This is a genomic window from Paraburkholderia sp. BL6665CI2N2 (assembly GCF_004366535.1).
Taxonomy (GTDB): Bacteria; Pseudomonadota; Gammaproteobacteria; order Burkholderiales; family Burkholderiaceae; genus Paraburkholderia.
On the sequence record NZ_SORC01000001.1, the window covers coordinates 3,932,899 to 3,956,564 of the forward strand.

Sequence of the window (23,666 nt, forward strand, 5' to 3'; positions counted from 1 at the left end):
GCCGGCGGGGTCGTCGCCGGCTAACGGGGAGGCATTCAGTTCAGATATGACACGCGGCCTTCAGGACGCGTCGTCCTTGGGCTTGCTCTTCAACAGAATGTGTTTGGCGATGCCGCGCACGATATTCACTTCCTCGCGCTCGAGGCCCGAGCGGGCAAACAGGCGGCGCAGGCGCGACATCAGCTTCTTCGGATTGGCCGGGTCAAGAAAATCGATGGCGACGAGCGCGCTTTCCAGATGCGTGAACATGCTCTCGATTTCGTCGCTCGCGGCGCGCGCACCGACGGGTTCGCCCTCCTCCGCCGCCCGAGGCGCGGCAGCGCTGCTGTCGGCCGACAGATACATCGTGCGCAGCTCATACGCCAACACCTGCACGGCCTGCGCGAGGTTGAGCGAGCTATAGGCAGGATTGGCGGGAATATGCGCCAGCGCGCTGCATCGCTCGACGTCCTCGTTCGACAAACCCGTGCGCTCGTTGCCGAACACCAGCGCGATCTCGCCGTGCACCGCCTGTTCACGCGCGATACCGGCGGCGGCACGCGGGGTCCATTGCGGCGGCCCATATTCGCGCAGCCGCGCGGTCAGCGCGATCGACCAGTGCACGCCGCTCAGGGCGTCGGCGAGGGTCGGCACGACGTGCGCGGACGCCAGCACGTCGTCGGCTCCGCTCGCCATGGCGATGGCTTCCGGATCGCTCTGCACGTGCGGCACGCGCGGCGACACCAGCACGAGCCGCGAGAAACCCATGGTTTTCAGCGCGCGTGCCGCGGCGCCGACGTTGCCCGGATGGCTCGGCTCGACCAGCACGAAGCGCGTCGAGGTGAAGCCGCCGCGCAGTTCGGCTACGGCGGGATCGGAGGAATGGTGGGTATGGTCCACGATGGAATTCGGCTGGCTAAAGACGCGTATGGTAGCGCCAACGCCGCGGCCGGTCGCAAACGAACACAGGTATGAACGCAGACGCGCATGCGGATGTCTGCGGCGAAGCGCTCGCGAACGCCGGACCGAGCCGTGCAGAACGCGGGCAAATCGACCGCCGCCCCGCAAACACTGCCGCGGCGTCCGGACTCAGGTAAAATGCCGGAATTCGCGTCCGCTTTGCCCTCTGGCACTGCATGAACGCCTCGTTCTTATCCAATTCGTCTCCGTCGGCGGAATGCGCACCGGTTGTACCGGGCGAGCGTTCCGTGCTGTTTCCGCGCCTCTTAGAGGGCGCCCAATTGGCGCAGGTTAGCGCTTATTTTCCGGCCAGCAGCCGTGCTGCCCCGGCACAAGGATCCAGTCTCATGCATCCCATGCTCAATATCGCTGTGAAGGCCGCGCGCCGCGCGTCACAGATCATCACCCGCGCGTCGCTCGATCTCGATCTCGTCCAGGTCAGCAAGAAACAGCACAACGATTTCGTCACGGAGGTCGACAAAGCGTCTGAAGCGGCGATCATCGACACGCTCAAGACCGCCTACCCCGATCACGCCATCCTCGCCGAAGAATCCGGCAAGTCGGATAACGAATCCGAATACCAGTGGATCATCGATCCGCTCGACGGCACCACCAATTTCATCCACGGTTTTCCGTACTACTGCGTGTCGATCGCGCTGGCGCACAAGGGCATCGTGACGCAGGCCGTGGTCTACGACCCAACCCGCAACGACCTGTTCACCGCCTCGCGCGGCCGTGGCGCGTTCCTCAACGATCGCCGCATCCGCGTGGCCAAGCGCGACCGTCTGGCTGATGGCCTGATCGGCACCGGCTTCCCGTTCCGCGAAAGGGACGGCCTGGAAGCGTACGGCCGCCAGTTCGCTGAAATGACCGAAGCGTGCGCCGGCCTGCGCCGTCCGGGCGCCGCCGCGCTCGATCTGGCAAACGTCGCTGCCGGCCGCATGGACGGCTTCTTCGAGCAAGGCCTGAATGCGTGGGACGTCGCCGCGGGCAGCCTGCTAATCACGGAAGCGGGTGGCCTGGTCGGCAACTACACCGGCGATTCGGATTTCCTGCACGTCGGCGAAATCGTCGCGGGCAACGCGAAGGTCTACGCGCAGATGATCCCGATCCTGTCGCGCTACAGCCGCACGCGCCAGCAAGCGGCGTAATCCCTACGAGGGCGGCGCCGGCAAGCGGAACATGAAAAAGCGGCTGCGGCCGCTTTTTCGTTGGCGCGCCTGCATGCAGCGGGCGTTCGTGCTACAAAGCGGAATGCCGCGCCGGCGCAGGTCATTGCCGGCTGCGTTTCGCGCGTTTTTCGCTGCGCCCTGCCTTGCGCCCGCCGTCTCGCGCAGCTTCCGATCCGCTTCATGAAAAAAGGCTTCTACACAATCATCGCGGCGCAGTTTATTTCGTCGCTGGCGGACAATGCACTGTTGATCGCGGCCATCGCGCTGCTCTCCGTGATTCGTTCGGCCGCCTGGGTCACGCCGCTGCTGCAGATTTTCTTCACTGTTTCGTACGTGCTGCTTGCACCGTTCGTCGGCGCTTTCGCCGACTCGATGCAAAAGCGCCACGTCATGTTCATCTCCAACGCATTGAAGGCGAGCGGCTGCCTGATGATGATCGCGGGCGTTCATCCGATGATTGCCTACGGCGTGGTCGGCTTCGGCGCGGCTGCGTATTCGCCGGCCAAGTACGGCATCCTCACCGAACTGCTGCCCGCGGAAAAACTCGTCAAGGCGAACGCGTGGCTCGAATCGGCCACCGTGCTGTCGACCATCGTCGGCACGATGGTGGGCGGCGCGCTGATCAGCACCTTCGCCGACAAATTCGTCGCGCATGCGCATCTGCCGCTGATCCGTTCCTCCGCCGATCTCGCCATGTTCGCGACGATGGTGACCTATGCGATCGCCGCCGCGATCAACATCTTCATTCCCGACACTGGCGCGCGTTATAAAAGCCGCCTGAGCGAACCGAAGAAACTGGTCGGCGATTTCTATCATTGCTTCAACGTGCTGTGGGCCGACAAACTCGCGCAGATCGCGCTGTGGGTGACGACCCTGATGTGGGGCGGCGCGGTCACGCTGCAATTGCTGGTGCTCAAATGGGCCAACGTGAATCTCGGACTGTCGCTCTCGAAGGCGGCGGTCATGCAGGGCGTCACGGGTCTCGGCATCGCAGTCGGCGCGGCGGCGGCCGCTGCGCTAATTCCGTTGCGCAAGTCGCTGCGCGTGTTGCCGGTCGGCATTCTGACCGGCGCGGTGGCGATCGCCATGGCGTTCTACAACAAGGATCTGTTCCCGCCCGGTTCAGGCATTCGCATCGGCACGTACGTCATGCCGTTTTACATTCTGCTCGCCTATCCGATGATGATTCTGCTCGGCGCGCTGTCGGGGTTTTTCATCGTGCCAATGAACGCGATCCTTCAGCATCGCGGCGCGACGCTGCTGTCCGCGGGGCATTCGATCGCCGTGCAGAATTTCAACCAGAACCTCGCGGTGCTGCTGATGCTCGGCGTCTACGCGCTGCTGCTTACGGCGAAGATGCCGGCGCAGTGGATCATCGTTGTGTTCGGCACGTTCATCACCTTCATGATGTGGCTCGCCAGGCGGCGCAGCGCGGTGAACGAACGCACGGTGGACATACGGGCCATGGTGGAAGAATGAAGCCTTCATGCGGCTGAGGCCGGCGCGGTGCGGCTCGCGTCGGCTGCTCGCCGCGGCGTTTGGCCGGAATGCGGATTTGCAGCGCAGATTGGCCATCCGGCCAGGGTCCGCGCGCCGTCCCGTCAGGTTAAACTCACGCCCTGAACAGCTAACGCAAGAAGATACCGAGGATGGGCATTCAAACCGCAGCGGCCAACGACGTCGCACAGCATACGCCGATGATGCAGCAGTATCTCCGCATTAAAGCGGATCATCCCGGCACGCTGGTGTTCTACCGGATGGGCGACTTCTACGAGCTTTTTTTCGAAGATGCGGAAAAAGCCGCACGTCTGCTCGATCTGACACTCACGCAGCGTGGCGCGTCGGCGGGCAATCCGATCAAGATGGCCGGCGTGCCGCATCACGCGGTCGAACAATATCTCGCCAAGCTCGTGAAGCTCGGCGAATCCGTCGCGATTTGCGAGCAGATCGGCGACCCGGCTACATCGAAGGGTCCAGTCGAGCGCAAAGTGGTGCGCGTGGTCACGCCGGGCACGCTCACGGATGCAGCGCTGCTGTCCGATAAGAGCGACGTCTATCTGCTGGCCATGTGCGTCGCGCATAACCGACGCGGCGTCGCGACCAGCGTGGGCCTTGCATGGCTGAATCTGGCGAGCGGCGCGTTGCGCCTCGCCGAAGTCGCACCGGACCAGGTGGCGGCCGCGCTCGAACGCATTCGCCCCGCGGAAATTCTGGTTGCCGACACACCAACCGACTCGGCAAGCTGGACGCCACCGGTCAATGCGGGCGCCCTCACCCGCGTGCCGGTCTGGCACTTCGACGTCACCTCGGGCACGCAACGCTTGTGCGAGCAGTTGGAAGTGGCGGGCCTCGACGGCTTCGGCGCGCATTCGCTCACCTGCGCATGCGGCGCGGCCGGCGCGCTGCTGCTGTATGCCGCGGCCACGCAAGGTCAGCAGTTGCGCCACGTGCGCAGCCTGAAGGTCGAATACGAATCCGAATATATCGGCCTCGACCCCGCCACGCGGCGCAACCTCGAACTCACGGAAACACTGCGCGGCACGGAATCGCCTACGCTGTGTTCGCTGCTCGACACCTGCTGCACCACCATGGGCAGCCGCCTGCTGCGTCACTGGCTGCATCATCCGCCGCGCGAATCGGCGGTGGCGCAGGCGCGTCAGCAGGCGATCGGCGCCTTGCTCGACGCGCCGCCGGGTGCGAGCGTCGATTCGTTGCGCGGCGCATTGCGGCAGATCTCGGACATCGAGCGCATCACCGGGCGTCTTGCGCTGCTGTCCGCGCGGCCTCGCGATCTGTCGAGCCTGCGCGATACCTTCATTGCGTTGCCCGAGTTGCGCACGCAGCTCGTGGCCGTTGCGCCGAATGCGGATTCGCTGGCGCGTATCGACGCGTCGCTGGAACCGCCGCAAGCCTGCGTCGAACTGCTCAGGCGCGCGGTCGCGCAGGAACCGTCGGCCATGGTGCGCGACGGCGGCGTGATCGCACGCGGCTACGATGCGGAACTCGACGAGCTGCGCGATATTTCGGAGAACTGCGGGCAGTTCCTGATCGACCTCGAGACCCGCGAGCGCGCACGCACGGGCATCGGCAATCTGCGCGTCGAATACAACAAGGTGCACGGCTTCTACATCGAAGTCACGCGCGGCCAAACCGACAAGGTGCCGGACGACTATCGCCGCCGTCAGACGCTGAAGAACGCCGAACGCTACATCACGCCGGAACTGAAAACATTCGAGGACAAGGCGCTCTCCGCGCAGGAACGGGCGCTCGCTCGCGAACGCTCGCTCTACGACGCGCTGCTGCAGGCGCTGCTGCCCTTCATCCCGGATTGCCAGCGGGTCGCTTCGGCGCTTGCCGAACTCGATCTGCTGGCGGCCTTCGGCGAGCGCGCCCGCGCGCTCGATTGGGTCGCGCCCACGTTCTCGGCAAACACCGGCATCGAAATCGAACAGGGGCGGCATCCGGTGGTCGAGGCGCAGGTCGAGCAGTTCATCGCCAACGACTGCTCGCTCACGCCCGAGCGCAAACTGCTGCTGATCACCGGCCCGAACATGGGCGGTAAATCGACCTTCATGCGGCAGACCGCGCTGATCGCGCTGCTCGCTTATGTGGGCAGTTATGTGCCCGCTCGGCGCGCCGCCTTCGGGCCGATCGACCGCATCTTCACGCGCATCGGCGCAGCGGACGATCTCGCCGGCGGGCGCTCGACCTTCATGGTCGAGATGACCGAAGCCGCCGCGATCCTGAACGACGCCTCGCCGCAAAGTCTCGTGCTGATGGACGAGATCGGCCGGGGCACGTCCACGTTCGACGGCCTCGCGCTGGCGTGGGCCATTGCGCGGCATCTGCTCGCGCACAACGGTTGCCATACGCTGTTCGCCACGCACTACTTCGAATTGACGCAGTTGCCGGCGGAGTTTCCGCAGGCGGCCAACGTGCATTTGTCGGCGGTCGAGCATGGGCACGGCATCGTGTTCCTGCATGCGGTCAGCGAAGGTCCGGCGAATCAGAGCTACGGCCTGCAGGTCGCGCAACTCGCCGGCGTGCCGAATGCGGTGATTCGCGCGGCGCGCAAGCATCTCGCGCATCTGGAACAGCAGTCGGCCGCGCAGCCCGCGCCGCAACTCGACCTGTTCGCCGCGCCCATGCCGATGCTGCTCGAAGACGCGGACGACGAGCGCGATGCGAAGACGGGACCGGCGGCGTCGCCCGCCGTGCAGGAACTCGTCGAGCGTCTGCGCGGCATCGATCCGAACGATCTGCGGCCCCGCGAAGCACTCGATCTGCTGTACGAATTGCACGAACTGGCCGCCGCGCCGGATGCGGATCATTGACTCACACAGGCCCCCGCGGCGTCCGCGCAAACTTCGCGCGGCGCTGACCCTCGCCCTCACACTTACCGGTGGTGGCGTGCCGCTTGTGGGATTGTTCGCGGGGTTGTCGGGTTTCACACCGGCGGCCTACGCCGACACGCCGCGCTATACCTTCGCGGTCATCGCCAACACGATGCAAAGCGTCGCCGACGAAGCGCCCACGCAGCGGTTGATCGAAGCGATCAGCCGCGAGCGCGATGTGTCGTTCATCGTGTACGACGGCAATCTCAAGGGCGCGAAAGAAGCATGCCGCGACGCGCTTTATGAGCGCCGCCACGCGCTGCTCGAAACGTCACGGCCGGCCCTTTTCTTCATTCCCGGCCAGCACGACTGGGCCGATTGCGGCATCGGCGAAGCCGGCGGTTTTGATCCGACCGAACGGCTCGACCAGTTGCGCCAAACGCTTTTTGCCGACGCCACCTCAATGGGCCAGAACCCGATCGCATTGACGCGTGAAAGCGAGGTCTCGCGCTTTCGCCCCTATCGCGAGAACGTGCGCTGGCAAGTGGGCGATACGGTGTTCGTCGGCCTGAATGCGCCGAGTCCGAACAATCACTATCTGACTGCGGGCGGCCGCAATGGCGAATTCGAAGACCGCGTGATCGCCAATGCATTCTGGCTGGAACATGCCGGCGAATATGCGAAACGCCGCGACGCGCGGGCGCTCGTCGTGTTCATTCAAGGCGATCCTGACCCTGAGCGTTACGAACGGCCCGACCGTTTCGCGTGGCTGCGCTTTGCACGCAACACCCGCCGCGACGGTTTTCTGGAATTGAAACGCAGCCTCGTGAAACTCGCGCAGATTTTCCGGGGACCGGTACTAGTGATTCATTGCGACGACGAACGAGCAAGCGCCGGCTTCGTGATCGATCAGCCGCTACGCAATGACAAGGGAATGCTGGTGACGAATCTCACGCGTGTCGCGCTCGCGCCGCATGATCGACTCAACCAGTGGATTCAGGTGGAAGCGGATCTCGGCAGGAAACCGCCGTTCCGCGTAAGTGTTCGCGATGTGCCCAGGCAAATGCCGATGCCCACCGCGCAACCCGTGTTGCCGCGCGATGAACCGGCTGCTTCGATGCCGGCTGTACCGGCGCTCGGACCCGCGTCGGAATTGCCGCCACTGCTGCCGACGCCCGGAGAGTCGCAACCGGATCAGCAACCGCGCATACCGGCGGATCAGGGTGGCGGCGGTTACGGGCCGGCCATGCCGACGCCGCCCGCCTCCGCCGCTCAACCGCACGCGCCGGGCGCTTCTTCAAGCGGGCCCGGCATGCCTGCAAGCTCAGTGCAGCGTGGGCCCTGACTTGCCTTCTTCTTCGTCGTCCTCGTCTTCGTCGAGGACTTCGAGGCCGTCGGCGCCATGCGCGTGTTCGTGCTGGATTTCGTCTTCGGTAGCAGGACGCACGTCTTTCACGGTCAGCGCGAAACGCAGCGCCATGCCGGCGAGCGGATGGTTGCCGTCGAGCACGACTTTGTCTTCGGCGACGTCGGTCACCACGTAGACGAGCGAGTCGAGGTCCTCGTCGCCTTCTTCCGGCGTGCCTTCGAATTGCATGCCGACTTCGAGCGGTTCCGGGAAGCGATTGCGCGGCTCGATCTTCACGAGATCAGGGTCGTACTCACCGAACGCGTCTTGCGGCTCGAGCTGGATCTGGGTCTCGAAACCGGCCTCGTGGCCGTCGAGCTCTTCCTCGATCTTGGGGAACGTGCCATCATAGCCGCCGTGCAGATAGACCATCGGCTCGTCGCTTTCTTCAATCAGATTGCCCTGCGCATCCGACAGCTTGTAAGCGACCGACACGACGGTGTTCTTTGCGATTTTCATTCGATTCTCCAGAATACAACTCACATTATACGATGCCCAAGCGGCCCACTGACCACCCGGCCGACGCAGCTTCGGCACGGAAGTTGTCGCCGGCTTCAAAGCCGGCTGTTCCGATTCTCCCGCCTTCGCCAGACACACCGACACCGCTGCTCGGTAATCTGACGCCGTCGCAATTCATGCGCCGCTACTGGCAGAAAAAGCCGCTGCTGATTCGCCAGGCGATCCCGAACGTCGCGGCGCCATTGTCGCGCGACGAATTTTTCGAGCTGGCCGATCAGGACGAAGTCGAGGCACGCCTGATCACCCATTTCCGCAATAAATGGCAGATCGAACACGGGCCGTTCGCGCCTGACGAACTGCCTTCGGTGAAGCAGCGCGCATGGACACTGCTTGTGCAAGGCGTCGATCTCCACGACGATCGCGCCCGCGCCCTGCTCGACCGTTTCCGCTTCGTGCCGGATGCGCGTCTCGACGACCTGATGATTTCCTACGCAAGTGACGGCGGCGGCGTAGGGCCGCACTTCGATTCCTACGATGTGTTTCTTTTGCAAGTAAAAGGCAAGCGCCGTTGGCGCATTAGCGCGCAGAAAGATCTGACGCTGCAAGCCGGTTTGCCTTTGAAAGTTTTACAGAACTTCCAGCCCGAAGAGGAGTGGCTGCTCGAACCGGGCGACATGTTGTATCTGCCGCCGCACATCGCGCACGACGGCATTGCCGAGGGCGAATGCATGACCTGTTCGATCGGGTTTCGCGCCCCTTCGGCGAGCGAACTGACCGCGCAGTTCCTCTACCATCTGGCCGAACGCGGCGAGTCGGCGGGTCATCCGGGCGCGCTTTATCGCGATCCGCAGCAACCTGCCGTGGAGCGTCCGGCCGAGCTCCCTGCGGCGCTGGTCGAGAGGGTTGGCGCAATCCTTGCTGGCATCAAATGGAATGAGCAGGATATTGCGTCGTTCCTTGGCACGTATCTCAGCGAACCCAAGCCGAGTGTCGTCTTTGATCCGCCGCAAAGGCCGCTTAATGAAGCCCGTTTCATCAGTCAGGCATCGAAGTCAGGCATTCGGCTGGACCGCAAGACTAATTTGTTGTACAACCGCCGTTTTTTCTTCGTAAATGGAGAGGAAACCTCATTCGATGGCGCAAAAAAGTGGTTGTTTGACCTCGCAAATTACCGCTGTATGAGTGCGAAACGCTTTGTAACACTCTCACACGATTCGTCGGTGACAGCACGGCTACACGAGTGGTATTGTGCGGGCTGGATACAAGTGGGCGAGCTTGCGTAACTCTGCCTGCCTGCTATACCGTACAGTGAAATTTTGTATGAGAAAGACAACGTATTGACCCCGGATTTATGGATTGTCAGTACGAAAGTGCATATAATTTCCGCCCAAGCCGTAGGGAAGATTCGAGCTCGTCAAAAGAGCTTCTCCACCAGCGGCCCAGGTCGGTGTTGGAGCACATTACCGGTTTTATTTTGCGCTGTTGCTTACCTTTAAACCATAAAAGGACGTGATCATGAAGAAATCCCTCCTCGTAGCATCCCTGTTGGCAGCTGTGGCACTGGCTGCATGCAACAAGAGCAACGACCAAGCCGCTGCCCCGGCTAGCGACGCAGCTGCTGCTTCGGCACCGGCTGCCGCAGCTTCGGATTCGGCTGCTGCTGCTTCGGGTGCTGCTGCTGCTGCGAGCGACGCTGCTGCTTCGGCTACGACCGCTGCTTCGGACGCAGGCGCTGCTGCTTCGGACGCTGCCGCTTCGGCTGCTGCTCCGGCTTCGGGCGCAAGCCAGTAAGCTGTCGCATAGGGTTCGCCTCCGGGCGAAAACTGCATCGGGAAATCATCGCGGTTTCCCGGGCAGTAAAGCAAAACGCCACGGATTCACATCCGTGGCGTTTTGTCATTCAAGCGCCGCTTTTTTATAGCGGCGTTCATTGATTTTAATCAGGCTGATCAGCCTGTTGCGCCGGCGTCGCGCTCTCTTCAAAAAACTCGCGCACCACCTCGATCTCGCGTGTGCGTTTAAACGGCGGCAGGCTCTGCCAGATACGGCGCCCATACGGTTTGTCGACGAGTCGTGTGTCGCAGATCATCAGCACGCCACGATCGGTCTCAGCGCGAATCAGACGTCCCGCGCCCTGCTTCAGCGTGATGACCGCCTGCGGCAACTGATGCACGGCGAATGGACTCAAGCCTCTCTTGGTCAGTGCGTCGAGCCGTGCAGACAAAACCGGATCGTCGGGCGGCGCAAACGGCAGCTTGTCGATTACCACCAGCGACAATGCGTCGCCGCGCACATCCACGCCTTCCCAGAAGCTCTGGCTGCCCACGAGGATCGCGTTGCCGTACGACCGGAATCGATCCAGCAGTTCGGTGCGGCTCGCATCGCCCTGCACGAGCAGCGGATAGTCCCAGCCGCGCGCTTCGATCGTGTCGCGCAGCTTCGCCGAGATGCGGTCCACCGCGCGCAGCGTCGTGCACAACATGAAGACGCCGCCGCCCGATGCTTCGATCGCCGGCAACGCGGCGTCGAATACGGCGTCGGTGAACATGGGCGAAGATGGCTGCGGCAAATTGCGCGGCACGTACAGCAGGCCCTGCGTCGGATAGTCGAATGGACTGGGCAGCGTCATCGAACGCTTCGCGTTCAGACCCATTTGCGCCGCGTAGTGCGTGAAATCGCCGCGCACCGACAGCGTGGCCGACGTGAAGATCCACGCGCGCGGCACACCGGCGCGCTGCTTCGCGAAGATCGGCGCGACCGACAATGGTGTTTCGTGCAACTGCACGGTATGCGAGAAGACTTCGATCCAGCGCACCTTTTCGTTGGGATCGGCGCGCTCGCTTTTGCCGTCGGCAGAGGCGCCGTCAGCGGCTTCGCGCTCGGTCTGCGTGGGTGGCGTGGTCCAGCCGGCCAGCACGTCCTGCAGCTCGCGTGCGCGGCGCAGACACGCGCCGATCGATTCCGCTCGCTCGGCCTGACCCGCGAGCGCCGACGCCAATGCATCGAGCTCGGTTTCGAGCGTTTCGAGTGCGCAGAACAACGGATGATCGTCCGGCAACTGGCCAATCGACAAGCGCACCGAGTCTTCCTTGAAGGCAAGCCGCACATCGCGCGCGGCGCGCTCGAGCGTGGCGCCGAGCTTGACCCAATCGACCGTTTCACGCGCATGGCCCAAACCTTCGGCCACCGAATCGCGGGCGAGTTCGAGAAACTGCGTGGTCGACAGCGTCTCGCCGAAGAACAGCGTCGCCGTCTCGGGCAGTTGATGCGCTTCGTCGAAGATGATCGTGTTGGCGGTGGGCAGCAATTCAGCCATGCCCGTATCGCGCAACATGATGTCGGCGAAAAACAGATGGTGATTCACCACCACGATATCCGCCTGCTGCGCCTCACGGCGCGCCTGCATTACAAAGCAGTCCTTGTAATGCGGACATTCCTGGCCGAGACAGTTTTCGCGCGTGGACGTGACCATCGACCACACCGCAGCCGTTTCCGGCACGCTCGCCAGTTCGGCCTTGTCGCCAGTGCGAGTGATCTTGGCGAAGCGCACGATATCCTGCAGATACGAGGTTTCCTGACGCGAGGGCAGACGGCCGTTATCCGCGGTGCGCTGCAGATAGTAGTGGCACAGGTAATTCGCGCGCCCCTTGAGCATGGCGACCGATACCGGCACCGCAAGCGCATCGCGCACGGTCGGAATGTCACGCTGAAAGAGCTGATCCTGCAAATGCTTCGTGCCGGTGGAGACGATCACCTTGCCGCCCCACAACATGGCCGGCACCAGGTACGCATAGGTCTTGCCGGTGCCGGTCCCGGCTTCGACGATCAGCGTGTTTTCGCTGCCGTCGAGGCCGCCCGATCCGGCGCCCTCAGCTGCCTCGGCGGCGGCATCGGCACCTGCCCCCTGCAGACGCCGCGCCGGACGCTTCTGCGCCTCGAACATGGCCGGCTCGGGCATTGCGCGGCCCGATGCTTCCATGGCCGCGGCCACGGCGCGCGACATTTCGATCTGCGAGGCGCGCGAACGATAGCCGTCGATCTGACGGGCCAGCAAACCGTTGGCGGCGAAGATCTCGTCCAGCTCCGCGACGCGGCGTGGATTCAGCGACGCGCTCAGTGCGGACGCGGCGGGACGCGGCGCCGGTGTAACGGCTCCTGATGCGTCGTCGCCCGGCGTGGCACGGGATGAAGTTTCAAGCGGTGAATTCAAGGCAAGCGTTTCCTGCAAAGTCCGGCTCGCGCGGCGCGCGCCCGGCGCCTGCCAGGCCGCGAACTCAGGCGCGCGCGTCCGGTTCGAGCTGCAATTGCAGCAAGATGATGGTGTCCTTGACCTTGAGTTTGCGCTTTTTCAGGCGCTGCAACTCGAAGTCGTCGATGCCGGGCTCATCCGACATTCGGTCGATCAAGCGATCGAGCCCACTATGCTCCGATTCCAGTTGCAGAATACGGTCGCGAAGTGTGTCCGCGTTGATGACGTGATGTTGATCGCGCATGCTCGCCTCCTCTCGTCTACGGCGGGGGCCGCGTGTGCGGCCCGATGCCTGAGGTTGCTGTCCGGCTTAAAACGCATAACGGCGGCTATGGCCCTGCCACTCAGCTCAGGGCCCCTCAGCACGCTTACTGCTGCTGCTCCTGCTGCTGCTTTTGCCGCTCTTCCTGTTGCTGCTGTTTCAACGCGTCCTGACGCTTCTGCTCGGCTTTCTCGGCCGCCTGCTTCTGACGCGTCTCCACCTCGGCCTTGTGCTGCGCGGCGTCCGCCTGCTTCTTCTCGAAGCTCTGCTGCTTCTGCACGCGCTCCTGCGCCTTCTGCGCACCTTGCGCACGCGCCTCGTCGAGCTTGCGCTGGAAGTCGCCCTGCTTCTGATCGTACGCCTGCTGGTTGGCCGCCGCCTGCGACGGGCTGATGCCGCGCTGCGCCTGATCCAGCGCGTGCTGACGCAGTTTGTCCTGATAGGCCTGCGCATTCGCGCTGCGCTGCGGCGCCTCGGCGGCGCGCTGCGCCTGATCGATCTGATGCTGTTTCTGCTTGTCTTCGTACGCCTGCGCGTTGCGTGCGTCGTCGGCGGCACGCTGCGGCGCGCTCGCTTCGTCCTGCGCACGCTTGATGGCGGCCTGTTCGTCACGCACGCGAGCGCGCTGCGTGCGCTGTTCGCCGTCGAGCGCGAGCTGTTCCTTGCGAATGTCGGCCTGCACCGAGCGCATGCTGTCGCGCGCCTTGTTCAGGCAATAGTTGACGAAGAACTTGCTGTAGCAGTCGTGTTCCGCGACGCCGTAGCGGTAATTGTTCTCCTCGGTGCGCTGATCGAGGGCTTTCTGGCGCGCGTTGAAATCACTATCCGACGCTACCGCGTTGCCGGCGCTGTCCGTGCCGTCGGCGTTCGTGGCGCCGTTGACCGTCGTGGCTTGCGCGGCCGACGCGGCGGCCGGCGTCAGGGCGCCTGCGGGCCGCGCGGCGCTGCTGCTCGCCGGCGTCGCGGACTGAGCCATGGCGGGCGTGGACGCGCCCAATGCGACGGCCAGCACACACGACGCGCAAGACGCGAAAAACACCCCACGCGAGGCGAACGCGGACCTGAACGCGGAACGCGGCGCCGATGGGAGCGAAGAGAGCGAAGAACGTGGCAAACCCGGTGCCAGACCCGGCGGGAAAGACGGCGGCAGTTGTGACAAGCGAGAGACCAAGCGGGAGCCCAGGCAGTTGAGTGACAAGGAGATCGGCAACGTCGTAGAGGGTCAGCGGAACATGCCCGAAATTCTATCACCCTGCGGTTGAGCCCTTTTGCATTTATGGCAAAATGCCCCGCTCCAGCAACCTGGTCGCAGCGCGCACGCCCGGCGTGCCCCGACGTGCCTTATGCGGCCCTCGCGTGCCGCCCACGTTCGGTCAGCGCGCGGCCTCCGAACTGAGTCCGCAGGAACACCAAGACCTTATGACGGAAACCGTAGCACTCAAGATCGTACAGCGCATCGCCGCCGAACTGTCCGTCCAGCCGCGCCAGGTCGCGGCCGCGGTGCAACTTCTCGACGAAGGAGCGACTGTTCCGTTCATCGCCCGCTACCGTAAGGAAGTGACCGACAATCTCGACGACACGCAACTGCGCAACCTCGAGGAACGCCTGCTGTATCTGCGCGAGCTGGAAGACCGGCGCGCCGCGATCATTGCCAGCATCGACGAACAGGGCAAGCTCACCGACGAGCTGCGCACCGCGATCGAAGGCGCCGACAGCAAGCAGGTGCTGGAAGACCTGTATCTCCCATATAAGCCGAAGCGCCGCACGCGCGCGCAGATTGCCCGCGAAGCCGGCCTGCAGCCGCTCGCCGACGCGCTGCTGGCAAATCCCCTGCTCGACCCGCAAACCGAAGCCGCAGCCTACGTGGACGCGGAGAAAGGCGTCGCCGACGTCAAGGCCGCGCTCGACGGCGCGCGCGACATCCTCTCGGAACAGTTCGGCGAAACGGCCGATCTGCTCGGCAAGCTGCGCGACTACATGTTCAACCAGGGCGTGGTGTCGTCGAAAGTGGTGGAAGGCAAGGAACACGCGGAAGAAGAAAAATTCCGCGACTACTACGACTACGCGGAAACCATCCGCACGGTGCCGTCGCATCGCGCGCTGGCGCTGTTCCGCGGCCGCAATGCGGGCGTGCTGATGGTCAAGCTGGGTCTGGGCGAAGAACTCGATGCGCAGGTGCCGCATCCGGGCGAAGCGTTGATCGCGCGCCACTTCGGCATCGCGAATCAGAACCGTCCGGCCGACAAGTGGCTCTCCGACGTGTGCCGCTGGTGCTGGCGCGTGAAGGTGCAGCCGCATATCGAAAACGAGCTGCTGACCAATCTGCGCGACGAAGCCGAGCACGAAGCGATTCGCGTGTTCGCGCGCAATCTGAAGGACTTGCTGCTGGCTGCGCCCGCTGGCCCGAAGGCTGTGATCGGCCTCGATCCGGGTATGCGCACCGGCGTGAAGGTGGCGGTGGTCGATCGGACCGGCAAGGTGCTCGCCACCGACGTGATCTATCCGCACGAGCCGCGCCGCGACTGGGACGGCTCGATCGCGAAACTCGCGCGCATCTGCGCGCAGACGCAGGCTGAACTGATCAGCATCGGCAACGGCACCGCGTCGCGTGAAACGGACAAGCTCGCGAGCGAACTGATCGCGCGTCATCCGGAGTTCAAGCTGCAGAAGATCGTCGTGTCCGAAGCGGGCGCGTCGGTGTACTCGGCCTCGGAACTCGCGGCGAAGGAATTCCCCGACATGGACGTGTCGCTGCGCGGCGCGGTGTCGATTGCGCGCCGTCTGCAAGACCCGCTCGCCGAGTTGGTTAAGATCGAGCCGAAGGCGATCGGCGTCGGCCAGTATCAGCACGATGTGAATCAGCGAGAACTGGCCCGTTCGCTCGACGCGGTGGTCGAAGACTGCGTGAACGCCGTCGGCGTGGATGCAAATACGGCGTCGGTTGCCCTGCTCGCCCGCGTGTCGGGTTTGAATGCCACGCTGGCGCGCAATATCGTCGACTATCGCGATGCAAACGGTCCGTTCCCATCGCGCGAGCATCTGCGCAAGGTGCCGCGTCTGGGCGACAAGACGTTCGAGCAGGCCGCCGGGTTTCTGCGTATCAACAACGGAGAGAATCCGCTCGACCGCTCGTCGGTTCACCCGGAAGCGTATCCGGTCGTTGAACGCATGCTTGCTAAAATCAGCAAGCACGTGGGTGAAGTGCTGGGCAATCGCGACGCATTGCGCGGCCTCTCGCCTGCGGAATTCGTCGACGATCGTTTCGGTCTGCCGACCGTGCGCGACATTCTGCTCGAACTCGAAAAGCCGGGCCGCGATCCGCGTCCCGAGTTCAAGACCGCGACGTTCCGCGAAGGCGTCGAAAAGGTCAGCGATCTGACGCCGGGCATGGTGCTCGAAGGTGTCGTGACAAACGTGGCGGCATTCGGCGCGTTTATCGATATCGGCGTGCATCAGGATGGTCTGGTGCACGTGTCGGCCATGTCGACGAAGTTCATCAAGGATCCGCATGAAGTGGTCAAGGCTGGCCAGATCGTCAAGGTGAAGGTTCTTGAAGTCGACGTGAAGCGCCAGCGTATCGCTTTGACGATGCGCATGGACGATGAAGTCGGTGTGGCGGCGGCACGCAGCGGTGGCGGCGCCCAGCAGGATCGCGGCGGCGCGGGTCGTTCGGGCGGCGGTGGACGCGGCGCGCAGCAACAGCGCTCGCGTGAGCCGGAAGCGGGTGGCGCGATGGCGGCTGCGTTCGCCAAGCTCAAGCAGAAGTAGTTTTTGCCGCGTTAGAGGCGTGTGATTCGCTCACGCGCTTGATGAGCTTGTTGAGCACCGCGCGGTGCCCGATCAGTCACTCGCTCGATCAAGCTGCAAGCAAAAAGCCCACACACGTGGGCTTTTTTTCGCGCCTCGATACGCGAGGCGCCTGAAAATCAGCGGCGGACTTCAGATCTCGATCTTGGTCCCCAACTCCACCACCCGATTAGCCGGAATACTAAAGAAGTCCGTCGGCTTCGCGGCATTCTGATGCATCCACGCGAACACACGTTCGCGCCACACCGACATGCCCGGCAGTTGCGTCGGCACCACCGTTTCGCGCGCGAGGAAGAACGACGTGTCCATCATCTCGAAGGTCATGTCACGGGTGCGGCCGACTTCGAGCAGCACCGCCTTCACGTCCGGCGTTTCGTTGAAGCCGTAGGCCGCCTTGACGAGATACAGGCCACCGTCGATGTCCTTGACCGTCACGCGCTCCGAGTCGTTCACGTACGGAATATCGCGCGTCACGAATGTCAGGAAAATGGTGCGCTCATGCAGCACCTTGTTGTGCTTCAGATTGTGCAACAGGCTCACCGGCACGAGCGAATCGCTGCCGGTCAGATAGATCGCCGTGCCCGACACGCGATGCGGCGGATGCGCGAGCAAGCCCTGCAGGAACGGCATGAGCGGAATGCCGTCCGCGGCCGTGCGTTCCTTGACGATCATGCGGCCCTTGAACCAGGTCATCAGCAGGAAGAACAGCAATGCGCCGATACCGAGCGGCAACCACCCGCCTTCCTCTACCTTCAGCAGATTCGCGCCGAAAAATCCTAGATCGACCGTCATGAACACGCCGATGATCAGCGCCACCAGCAGCTTGTTCCAGTTCCACACGTTCACCATCACGACGCAGGCGAGGATCGTGGTGATCACCATGGTAGCCGTCACCGCGATACCGTACGCGGCCGCGAGATTGTCCGAGCTCTTGAAGGCAATCACGATGCACAGGATGATGAACAGCAGCATCCAGTTCACCACCGGCACATAGATCTGGCCGATCGCCAGTTCCGACGTGTGCAGGATCTTCATGCGCGGCACGTAGCCGAGCTGGATTGCCTGGCTAGTCAGTGAATAAGCGCCGGAAATCACGGCCTGCGAGGCGATCACGGTCGCGACGGTCGAGAGCACGACGAGCGGCAGCAAGGCCCAGTCCGGCGCGAGCAGGAAGAACGGATTCTCGATGGCCTTCGGATCGTGCATCAGCAGTGCGCCCTGGCCGAAGTAGTTCAGCACCAGCGAAGGCATGACCAGGAAATACCACGCCATGCGGATCGGCTTCGCACCGAAATGGCCCATGTCGGCGTACAGCGCTTCGGCGCCGGTCAGCACCAGCACGACCGAGCCGAGCACCACGTAGGCCTGCAGCACGTGCGCGGCCATGAAGGTGTACGCGTAATACGGGTTCAGCGCGCGGATCACATTCGGCGACTGCAGGATATGCCACAGGCCGAGCACCGCGAGCACCGCGAACCACACCACCATGATAGGACCGAACAGACGGCCGACCATCGCCGTGCCGTGCCGCTGAATCCAGAACAGCAGCACGAGGATCACCATGGTGAGCGGCAGCACCAGGTGCGACAGATGCGGCGCGGCGATCTCCAGACCCTCGACTGCCGAGATCACCGAGATGGCCGGCGTGATCACCGCGTCGCCATAGAACATGCAGGCGCCGAAAATGCCGAGCATCACCAGCACGCCGGCCATTTTCGACTTCTCGTCGAGCGAGCGCAGTGCCAGCGCCATCAGCGCGAGCACACCGCCCTCGCCGTTATTGTCCGCGCGCATCACGAACAACACGTACTTGACGCCGACCACGATCACGATCGCCCAGAACAGCAGCGAGATCACACCCAGGATTGATTGATCGGTCAGCGGAATGCCGTGAGAGGGGCTGAAGGCTTCTTTCAGCGAGTACAACGGGCTCGTGCCGATATCGCCGAACACCACTCCGATCGCAGCGAGAGCGAGGGAAGGCAGAGGCTGTTTGTGCACGTGATTGTTATCTGTCATAAACGCGAGGAAATCCGTTCCCTGAGCGGAAAAACGACCGCCATTCTAAACTGCCGGCATGGCGCCGCCCGGCTTGTTGTGGATACGCCACGTGATGGTCCGCGCAGTGTAGCACTGCGATATGGGCGCGTCTGCTGCGCGAGCCGCATTGCCGGCATCGGCGATGCGCGTTTGCGAAGCGTACACGGCACGGCCCGCACATAAAAAAACGGAGCCCACTGGGCTCCGTTTTGCAAGACTACGCAGGGTACGGCGCGACGAAGATGCAACACGTTCGGCGCCGAAGTTCGCATCACTTCTCCGACGACTCCTGCGCTTGCTGCATGCCGCGTTTGATCCACGCGCCGAGGTTATGCGGACGCACCGTGTCCCATTCCTCGAACGGCTGATGGATCCACGGATTGGTAGGCAAATACTGGACGTGATAGTCGGGTTTCACTTTCGAGCAGCCCTTGTACCAGAGCACCGCCGAACGCACGGCGGTGATCGCCGGATAACGCTCTTTCAGATGCTGCTGAACGCGCGCGAGCGTCACGCCCGAATCGACCAGGTCGTCGACCAGCAACACGTTGCCGTGCAGCTCGCCGCGTGTCATGGTGATGTATTGCGCGATGTCGAGTTCGCCCTGCTCGGTGCCGGCCGCTTCACGATACGAACTCGTGGCGAGAATCGCCAGCGGCAGATCGTAAATGCGCGAGAGCTGATCGCCGACGCGCAGACCGCCGCGCGCGAGGCACAGGATCTTGTCGAACTTCCAGCCCGACTCATGCACCTGCAACGCCAGCAATTCGATCAGCCGGTGATACTCGTCCCAGCCGACCCACAGGTTCTTGTCGTCGTTGCGCGGATCTTTCATCGCAATCATGGGTACACCTTGAACCATGGCTTAAACCTTGAACGGATGACGAAGCAGAATGGTTTCGTCGCGATCCGGACCGGTCGACACCATGTCGATCGGAATGCCCGCGACTTCCTGCACACGCGACAGATAAGCGCGCGCATTCGCGGGCAGCTTGTCCCATTCCTTGATGCCGACGGTGCTTTCCTTCCAGCCCGCGAAGGTTTCATACACCGGCTCGCAGCGCGCGACTTCCGACGAACCGCGCGGCAGCAGGTCGACATGCTTGCCGTCGACCGTGTAGCCGACGCACAGCTTCACTTCGTCGAGACCGTCGAGCACGTCGAGCTTGGTCATGCACAGACCCGATACACCGTTGATCTGGATCGAGCGGCGCAGCGCGGCGACGTCGAGCCAGCCGGTGCGGCGCGGACGGCCGGTGACCGAGCCGAATTCCTTGCCGACGGTAGCCAGTTCCAGGCCGATCGCTTCCTGACGGGCGGCGTTATCCGCGTCGTACAGTTCGCTCGGGAACGGGCCCGAACCGACGCGCGTGCAATATGCCTTGGTGATGCCGAGAATGTAGTTCAGCTTTTGCGGACCGACGCCCGCGCCGGCCGTGGCCGCACCCGCCACGCAGTTGCTCGACGTGACGTACGGATACGTGCCGTGGTCGATGTCGAGCAGCGTGCCTTGCGCGCCTTCGAACAGCAGGTTACTGCCGGCCGCGTTCGCGTCGTAGAGACGACGCGACACGTCGGTGACCATGGGCTTCAGACGGTCGGCATAGCTGAGCATCGTGTCGAGCGTTTGCTGGAAGTCGACAGCGTCAACGCCCAGGTATTGCGTCAACACGAAGTTGTGGTAATCGAGATTTTCACGCAGACGTTCGGCGAAGGTTTCCGGCTCGAACAGGTCCTGCACGCGCAAGCCGCGGCGTGCCACCTTGTCTTCGTAAGCCGGGCCGATGCCGCGGCCGGTGGTGCCGATCTTGGCCGCGCCACGGCGCTTTTCGCGGCCCTGGTCGATGGCGATGTGATACGGCAGGATCAGGGTGGTGGCTTCGGAAATAAAGAGGCGATTCTGAACGTCGACCCCGGCGGCTTCGAGCTCGCCGATTTCCTTGAACAGCGCTTCCGGCGACAACACGACGCCATTGCCGATGTAGCACGCGACGCCGGGATGCATAATGCCCGACGGAATCAGACGCAAGATGGTTTTCTTGCCGCCGATGATAAGCGTGTGACCGGCATTGTGACCGCCCTGGAAGCGAACGACGCCTTGAGCGTGGTCCGTCAGCCAGTCGACGATCTTGCCCTTGCCTTCATCACCCCACTGGGTTCCCACGACGACGACGTTACGCCCGGGGTTCACATTCACTGCGCTGGCAGACATGTTGTTTCGTAAGCTGGTTAAAAACGTATTCTACCTATGTTCGCGGAACCTTCCGAATTTTTCCGTTTCCGCTCAACGGTATGCACGTTATGTTGGGTATTGCGAAAGTAGCGCGGCCGATGGCCGCGCCGCGTTTTAACGGCACGTTCGAAGCCGTCTGAGATGCCCTGAGGATCACCCTCGGGCGGGTCCGACGGAACGCTCAGGCAACGCGCTCAGGCGCGCGGTTCGACGACCCAGTTGCCGTTGCGCTCGACCAACACGCGGTCGAAAGCGAATTCGTCCAGATCGTGTTCATGGCCGGGCAGCGCCTGAATCACCACTTCACCGGCATCGCGCAACGCGGCGACGCTCACGCGCAATGCTTCGTCGTGCTGCCACGGCGCGAGAATCGCGCTGCTGCGCGCTTCGACCGGCGAAATCCGCGCCACTTCGCGCAGATCGAGCGAAAAGCCGGTGGCCGCCCGCGCGCGGCCATACGCCTGGCCCACGTGGTCGTAACGGCCGCCGCGCGCTACCGCATTGGGCACGCCGTCCACATACGCCGAGAACATCACGCCGCTGTGGTAAGCATAGCCGCGTAGATCAGCGAGATCGATCATCACTTCGGCGCCGTCCACCTGGCTTGCGAGGAACGCCAGGTCGTCGAGCGCGCGGGCGATGGCCGGCGCATTCGGCAAGCGCGCGCGGGCTTCGTCGAGCACCGAGGCGTCGCCGTAGAGCGTGGGCAGCGCGCGCAAGGCGTCGCGGATCACCGGTGTCAGGTTTGCCGTTAGTTCGACGAGGCGCGGCACGTCCTTGCCCGCCAAGGCGTCGTAAAGCGACTGCCCGAACTCGGCCGCGGCCGGCTCGGCTTCGATCAGCGCCGCGAGCACGCCCGCGTGGCACAGATCGAGGCGCACTTTCGCGAGGCCGGCCAGACGCAGCGCGTCGAGCATCAGTTGCTGGATTTCCAGGTCCGCTTCAAGACCCGCGTGTCCATAGATTTCCGCGCCGATCTGGATTTGCTCGCGCGTGGCATGCAGGCCGCGCGGACGCGTATGCGCGACATTGCCTGCATAGCAAAGACGCGTCACGCCCTGGCGATTCAGCAGATGCGCGTCGATGCGCGCGACTTGCGGCGTGATGTCCGCGCGCAGACCGAGCGTGCGCCCGGACAGCTGATCGACTAGCTTGAAGGTCCGCAGATTCAGATCGTGCCCGCCGCCGGTCAGCAGCGACTCAATGTATTCGAGCAACGGCGGCATAACCATCTCGTAGCCGTACGAACGGAAACGGTCCAGCAAATGGCGCCGCAACTCTTCGATCTTGCGGGCTTCCGACGGCAGCACGTCGGCAATATTTTCGGGAAGTAACCAGGTCGACATCGATACAGTCCTACGACGTTGAACACGGCGGCTGGGTGCGCCGGTAAGTGAGAGTGAATGGCGGGCGGCGGCTCGATTTTGGCGGCCATCGCGGGCGTCTGGATTGGCTGCAGCGAACCCATCCGGCTTTTGGCCGCGGGGCGTTGCACGATGCGGCGTTCAGAGCACCGCGGGCCATGGCGGCCGATCACATCTGGCCGCGGGTAATACGGTGATCGCGGATGATCGCACGCGCCGTCGGACCGCGAGGCCACCGGCAAAACAAACGCCTTCAGGTCACGATAAACAGCAGGATCAACCCGAGCACCATCACGATCAGGCCGCCCACCCGAATCTGATGCGGCGGCCGTTCCGCTATTTTACGGAACGTGTCGCGCCAGGCGCTCGGAAAAACGAAGGGAAACATTCCCTCGATAATCAGCATCAACGCGATCGCGAGCAGTAACGAGCCGGCTATATCCATGCGATTCAAAGGGCCGCGATGCGGGTGCCGCGGCGTTCCGGTTATCAGGGTTTGCGCGGGACCGCGGGAGCGTCCGGGGCGGCGCCGCCGGTCGGGCTACGCATGAAGCGGAAGAACTCGTTGCTCGGATCGACCACGATCACGTCGCCCGGCTTGAAGGTGTTCTTGTACGCCTGCATGCTTTGATAGAACTGGTAGAACTGCGGGTCGCTGCCGTAAGCGTCGGCGGCGATCTGCGCTGCCTTGGCATCGCCTTCGCCCTTGATGGTCTGCGCCTGACGATAACCGTCCGCGAGAATCGCCTGTTGCTGGCCGATCGCGTCCTGCCTGATCTTGTCGGCTTCGGCCGTGCCCTTCGCGCGTTCGTCGGCCGCGACCTGCTGGCGCGCGGCGATCATGCGCTTGTAGACCGAGTCCGCCATCGACGCCGGGAAATCGACGCGCGTCAATTGCACGTCGACCACCGACACGCCCAGCGATGCCGCCGCCTTGTCCATCGCGGCGCGCGCTTCGTCGGCGACGGCCTGTTGCCGCGCGAGCGCGTCGGACAGCGTGACCTTCGCGAACGCATCGCCGAGCGCGCCGCGCGACAGCAACGCGAGCCGGTCCGGCAGGCTCTGCGCATCGCCGCGGGTTTCGGCGAGCAGCTTGAGCGGATCGGTCACGCGATATTTGAGAACCGGGTTCGCCAGCAGATCGATTTTGTCGGACGTCACGTAACGGTCTTCGTCCGGCGCATCGAGCGACTGAATGCGGTTATCGACCAGCGTGACCGTTTGCAGCGGCGGCGGCAATTTCACATGCAGACCGGGGCCGAGCAGGCTCGGCGCTTCGTCGCCGTGCGAGGACAGCACGGCCATGTGGCGCTGATCGACGACGAACACCATCGACGAAGCGGCGAACAGCACGATGACGACAGCCACGACGAGCGCAATGATCTTGTTCATGATGTGC

Annotated in this window: 19 protein-coding genes; 8 read left to right on the forward strand and 11 right to left on the reverse strand. The window is 63.5% G+C overall.

What is annotated here, in order from left to right:
• Nucleotides 1–60: 60 nt before the first annotated feature.
• Complete coding sequence (locus B0G81_RS17535) at nt 61–879, reverse strand: RNA methyltransferase (protein ID WP_134137800.1); 819 nt, start codon at nt 877–879, stop codon at nt 61–63.
• A 407-nt stretch (nt 880–1,286) separates the two neighbouring features.
• Between B0G81_RS17535 and B0G81_RS17540 the strand changes: the two genes are divergently transcribed.
• The 4 genes from B0G81_RS17540 (at nt 1,287) to B0G81_RS17555 (ending at nt 7,790) form a co-directional block, all read left to right on the forward strand.
• A complete protein-coding gene (locus tag B0G81_RS17540; protein WP_106279526.1) occupies nt 1,287–2,090 on the forward strand; it encodes an inositol monophosphatase family protein in 804 nt (267 codons plus the stop codon).
• A gap of 201 nt (nt 2,091–2,291) precedes the next feature.
• Complete coding sequence (gene lplT / locus B0G81_RS17545; protein ID WP_134137801.1) at nt 2,292–3,590, forward strand: lysophospholipid transporter LplT; 1,299 nt, start codon at nt 2,292–2,294, stop codon at nt 3,588–3,590.
• Nucleotides 3,591–3,760: 170 nt separating this feature from the next.
• Nucleotides 3,761–6,445 (forward strand): DNA mismatch repair protein MutS, encoded by a 2,685-nt coding sequence (gene mutS, locus B0G81_RS17550; RefSeq protein WP_134137802.1) that lies wholly within the window; start codon nt 3,761–3,763, stop codon nt 6,443–6,445.
• On the forward strand, nt 6,432–7,790 hold the full coding sequence (locus tag B0G81_RS17555) for a hypothetical protein (protein WP_134137803.1): 1,359 nt from the start codon (nt 6,432–6,434) through the stop codon (nt 7,788–7,790). Before mutS ends, B0G81_RS17555 begins: the two co-directional genes overlap by 14 nt.
• Here B0G81_RS17555 and B0G81_RS17560 read toward each other — a convergent pair.
• Nucleotides 7,770–8,312 carry a peptidylprolyl isomerase gene (locus tag B0G81_RS17560; RefSeq protein WP_012433513.1) on the reverse strand — a complete coding sequence of 181 codons (543 nt, stop codon included), beginning with the start codon at nt 8,310–8,312 and terminating at the stop codon, nt 7,770–7,772. The two genes, B0G81_RS17555 and B0G81_RS17560, sit on opposite strands and share 21 nt — an antisense overlap.
• Nucleotides 8,313–8,344: 32 nt before the next feature.
• On the opposite strand from B0G81_RS17560, the gene B0G81_RS17565 reads away from it, so the two are divergent.
• Together B0G81_RS17565 and B0G81_RS44685 are read left to right on the forward strand one after the other, a co-directional pair.
• A complete protein-coding gene (locus B0G81_RS17565; protein WP_134137804.1) occupies nt 8,345–9,595 on the forward strand; it encodes a cupin domain-containing protein in 1,251 nt (416 codons plus the stop codon).
• A gap of 232 nt (nt 9,596–9,827) precedes the next feature.
• Nucleotides 9,828–10,103, forward strand: a complete 276-nt coding sequence (locus tag B0G81_RS44685) for a hypothetical protein (protein WP_083772052.1) — start codon at nt 9,828–9,830, stop codon at nt 10,101–10,103.
• Nucleotides 10,104–10,248: 145 nt separating this feature from the next.
• Here the strand turns inward: B0G81_RS44685 and B0G81_RS17580 are convergent, their stop codons facing one another.
• The 3 genes from B0G81_RS17580 to B0G81_RS17590 form a co-directional block, all read right to left on the reverse strand.
• Nucleotides 10,249–12,522, reverse strand: a complete 2,274-nt coding sequence (locus B0G81_RS17580) for an ATP-dependent DNA helicase (RefSeq protein ID WP_134137805.1) — start codon at nt 12,520–12,522, stop codon at nt 10,249–10,251.
• A gap of 64 nt (nt 12,523–12,586) precedes the next feature.
• Nucleotides 12,587–12,805, reverse strand: coding sequence for a DUF465 domain-containing protein (locus B0G81_RS17585; protein ID WP_007181361.1), 219 nt, complete (start codon nt 12,803–12,805; stop codon nt 12,587–12,589).
• A gap of 124 nt (nt 12,806–12,929) precedes the next feature.
• Nucleotides 12,930–13,862, reverse strand: a complete 933-nt coding sequence (locus tag B0G81_RS17590) for a hypothetical protein (RefSeq protein WP_134137806.1) — start codon at nt 13,860–13,862, stop codon at nt 12,930–12,932.
• Here B0G81_RS17590 and B0G81_RS43680 point away from each other — a divergent pair.
• Both B0G81_RS43680 and B0G81_RS17595 read left to right on the forward strand, forming a co-directional pair.
• Complete coding sequence (locus tag B0G81_RS43680; RefSeq protein ID WP_166679013.1) at nt 13,798–14,085, forward strand: hypothetical protein; 288 nt, start codon at nt 13,798–13,800, stop codon at nt 14,083–14,085. The genes B0G81_RS17590 and B0G81_RS43680 overlap by 65 nt on opposite strands.
• A gap of 157 nt (nt 14,086–14,242) precedes the next feature.
• Complete coding sequence (locus B0G81_RS17595; protein WP_134137807.1) at nt 14,243–16,591, forward strand: Tex family protein; 2,349 nt, start codon at nt 14,243–14,245, stop codon at nt 16,589–16,591.
• Between the two features lie 171 nt (nt 16,592–16,762).
• Here B0G81_RS17595 and B0G81_RS17600 read toward each other — a convergent pair whose 3' ends face one another.
• The 6 genes from B0G81_RS17600 to hflC all read right to left on the reverse strand — a co-directional run bounded on the left by B0G81_RS17600 (nt 16,763) and on the right by hflC (nt 23,659).
• A complete protein-coding gene (locus tag B0G81_RS17600; RefSeq protein WP_116117684.1) occupies nt 16,763–18,649 on the reverse strand; it encodes a potassium transporter Kup in 1,887 nt (628 codons plus the stop codon).
• 292 nt (nt 18,650–18,941) lie between these two features.
• Nucleotides 18,942–19,532: a phosphoribosyltransferase gene (locus tag B0G81_RS17605; protein ID WP_106279509.1), complete on the reverse strand. Its 591-nt coding sequence runs from the start codon at nt 19,530–19,532 to the stop codon at nt 18,942–18,944.
• A 3-nt stretch (nt 19,533–19,535) separates the two neighbouring features.
• Nucleotides 19,536–20,882 carry an adenylosuccinate synthase gene (locus B0G81_RS17610; protein ID WP_106279507.1) on the reverse strand — a complete coding sequence of 449 codons (1,347 nt, stop codon included), beginning with the start codon at nt 20,880–20,882 and terminating at the stop codon, nt 19,536–19,538.
• A gap of 215 nt (nt 20,883–21,097) precedes the next feature.
• Nucleotides 21,098–22,249, reverse strand: coding sequence for an ATP phosphoribosyltransferase regulatory subunit (locus B0G81_RS17615; RefSeq protein WP_134137808.1), 1,152 nt, complete (start codon nt 22,247–22,249; stop codon nt 21,098–21,100).
• 271 nt (nt 22,250–22,520) lie between these two features.
• Nucleotides 22,521–22,712 (reverse strand): DUF2065 domain-containing protein, encoded by a 192-nt coding sequence (locus B0G81_RS17620; protein WP_007181354.1) that lies wholly within the window; start codon nt 22,710–22,712, stop codon nt 22,521–22,523.
• Between the two features lie 44 nt (nt 22,713–22,756).
• Nucleotides 22,757–23,659 (reverse strand): protease modulator HflC, encoded by a 903-nt coding sequence (hflC, locus tag B0G81_RS17625; protein ID WP_106279505.1) that lies wholly within the window; start codon nt 23,657–23,659, stop codon nt 22,757–22,759.
• Nucleotides 23,660–23,666 lie beyond the last annotated feature (7 nt).